This is a genomic window from Citrobacter sp. (assembly GCF_050252275.1).
Lineage (GTDB): Bacteria > Pseudomonadota > Gammaproteobacteria > Enterobacterales > Enterobacteriaceae > Citrobacter_A > Citrobacter_A amalonaticus.
The window spans coordinates 1-2,935 of sequence record NZ_JBFWLF010000399.1 but is presented as its reverse complement, the minus strand read 5'-3'; the positions used below and the strand labels follow the sequence as shown (position 1 = coordinate 2,935).

Genomic DNA, 2,935 nt, shown 5'->3' with positions numbered 1-2,935 from the left:
AATCTGTGAAGCTCAATTCGGGCCAGGCGGGTCAGCAACTTCCGGATGACGCAACGCTGCGCCATCAGATCCTGGAACGTCTGATCATGGATCAGATTGTCCTGCAGATGGGTCAGAAGATGGGCGTAAAAATCTCTGACGAACAGCTTGATCAGGCGATTGCCAATATCGCTAAACAGAACAACATGACGCTGGACCAGATGCGCAGCCGTCTGGCTTACGATGGTCTGAGCTACTCAACCTACCGTAATCAGATCCGCAAAGAGATGACCATCTCTGAAGTGCGTAACAACGAAGTGCGCCGCCGCGTGACGATCCTGCCGCAGGAAGTGGATGCGCTGGCGCAACAGGTTGGCAATCAAAATGATGCCAGTACGGAGCTGAACCTGAGTCACATCCTGATCCCACTGCCGGAAAACCCAACGTCTGACCAGGTGAACGAAGCAGAATCTCAGGCGCGTTCCATTGTCGATCAAGCCCGTAACGGCAGCGACTTCGGCAAACTGGCGATCACCTACTCTGCTGACCAGCAGGCGCTGAAAGGTGGCCAGATGGGTTGGGGTCGTATTCAGGAACTGCCAGGCATTTTTGCTCAGGCGCTGAGTACCGCGAAGAAAGGCGACATCGTTGGCCCGATTCGTTCCGGTGTCGGCTTCCATATCCTGAAAGTGAATGATATGCGCGGCCAGAGCCAGAGCATCTCCGTGACCGAAGTTCACGCCCGCCATATTCTGTTGAAGCCGTCGCCGATCATGACCGATCAGCAGGCGCGTCTGAAGCTTGAGCAAATCGCCGCTGATATTAAGAGCGGTAAAACCACCTTTGCTGCCGCAGCGAAAGAGTTTTCTCAGGATCCCGGCTCGGCTAACCAGGGCGGCGATCTGGGCTGGGCGGCGGCGGACATTTTCGATCCGGCATTCCGTGATGCGTTAACCCGCATGAACAAAGGCCAGATGAGCGCACCGGTGCACTCCTCTTTCGGTTGGCACCTGATCGAACTGCTGGATACGCGTAACGTCGATAAAACCGACGCCGCGCAGAAAGATCGCGCTTACCGTATGCTGATGAACCGGAAGTTCTCAGAAGAAGCAGCAACCTGGATGCAGGAACAACGCGCCAGCGCTTACGTTAAAATCCTGAGCAATTAATGACGGTTGCTCAACGCGTAGTGATCACTCCCGGCGAACCCGCCGGGATAGGTCCGGATCTCGTCGTTCAACTTGCCCAGCGCGACTGGCCGGTTGAACTGGTGGTCTGTGCCGATGCCACGGTATTGACTGACCGGGCGACAATGCTCGGTCTTGCCCTCACGTTACGCCCTTACTCCCCGCAAAGCCCTGCTAAACCGCAGACAGCCGGCACGCTGACGCTGTTACCGGTCTCGCTTCGTGCGCCCGTCGTTCCAGGGCAGTTGGCCGTGAAGAATGGCGAGTATGTGGTACAGACGCTGGCCCGTGCCTGTGACGGTTGTATAGAGGGTGAATTTGCGGCGCTGATTACGGGCCCTGTGCATAAGGGCGTTATCAACGACGCGGGCGTGCCTTTCACCGGTCACACCGAGTTTTTTGAAGAGCGCTCACAGGCGAAAAAAGTGGTGATGATGCTGGCGACGGAGGAGTTACGCGTCGCACTGGCAACGACCCATCTGCCGCTGCGTGATGTCGCCGATGCCATTACGCCGGCGCTGCTGCACGAAGTGATTGGCATTCTGCATCACGATCTGCGCACCAAATTTGGCGTAGACGATCCGCACGTGCTGGTCTGTGGTCTGAATCCACATGCCGGTGAAGGGGGGCATATGGGCAGCGAAGAGATCGACACGATCGTTCCGGTGCTCGATACGCTCCGCGCGCAGGGAATGAAATTGACAGGTCCATTACCCGCCGACACGTTGTTTCAGGCCAAATATCTGCAACATGCTGATGCTGTGCTGGCGATGTACCACGATCAGGGTCTCCCCGTGCTAAAATACCAGGGATTTGGTCGTGGCGTGAATATCACGCTGGGCCTGCCCTTTATTCGTACCTCGGTGGATCACGGCACCGCGCTTGAACTGGCGGGTCGGGGTGAAGCTGATGTCGGCAGTTTTATTACGGCGCTTAATCTCGCCATCAAAATGATTGTTAATACCCAATGAATAATCGAGTCCATCAGGGCCACTTAGCCCGTAAACGCTTCGGGCAAAACTTCCTCAACGATCAGTTTGTGATCGACAGCATTGTCTCCGCCATTAACCCGCAAAAGGGTCAGGCGATGGTCGAAATCGGCCCCGGTCTGGCTGCGTTGACGGAGCCGGTTGGCGAACGTCTGGATGCGCTGACGGTCATTGAACTTGACCGCGATCTGGCCGCGCGTCTGCAAACGCATCCCTTCCTGGGCCCCAAGCTGACTATCTATCAGCAGGACGCCATGACCATGAATTTCGGCGAATTGTCTGAAAAGATGGGTCAACCGCTACGCGTGTTCGGTAACCTGCCTTATAACATCTCTACGCCGCTGATGTTCCACCTGTTTAGCTATACTGATGCCATTGCCGATATGCACTTTATGTTGCAAAAAGAGGTGGTGAATCGTCTGGTTGCAGGACCAAACAGTAAGGCGTATGGTCGCTTAAGCGTCATGGCGCAATATTATTGCAACGTGATCCCGGTGCTTGAAGTGCCGCCGTCCGCCTTCACGCCGCCGCCAAAAGTCGATTCCGCCGTGGTGCGCCTGGTGCCGCACACTACGATGCCCTATCCGGTCAACGATATTCGCCTGTTGAGCCGCATCACCACAGAAGCGTTCAACCAGCGCCGTAAAACGATTCGTAACAGCCTCGGCAATCTGTTCAGCGTTGAGGTCTTGACGGAACTGGGTATTGACCCGGCAATGCGAGCGGAATATATCTCTGTCGCGCAGTACTGCCAGATGGCGAACTATCTGTCAGAACACG

3 protein-coding genes are annotated in these 2,935 nt (G+C 55.8%); all 3 read left to right on the top strand.

Annotated features, from left to right (window positions below; translation table 11 throughout):
• Positions 1–1,148, top strand: a 1,148-nt coding sequence (gene surA, locus AB7E14_RS22290; RefSeq protein WP_428169977.1) for a peptidylprolyl isomerase SurA, incomplete at its 5' end; no start/stop codon positions are given.
• A complete protein-coding gene (pdxA, locus tag AB7E14_RS22285; RefSeq protein WP_316962673.1) occupies positions 1,148–2,137 on the top strand; it encodes a 4-hydroxythreonine-4-phosphate dehydrogenase PdxA in 990 nt (329 codons plus the stop codon). The genes surA and pdxA, both read left to right, overlap by 1 nt.
• Positions 2,134–2,935 (top strand): 16S rRNA (adenine(1518)-N(6)/adenine(1519)-N(6))-dimethyltransferase RsmA (rsmA, locus tag AB7E14_RS22280; protein ID WP_428169976.1); only part of this gene is annotated, 802 nt, incomplete at its 3' end. The genes pdxA and rsmA, both read left to right, overlap by 4 nt.

Coding starts and splice junctions, on each gene's coding strand:
- pdxA (WP_316962673.1), top strand. CDS start 1,148: ATGACGGTTGCTCAACGCGTAGTGATCACTCCCGGCGAACCCGCCGGG.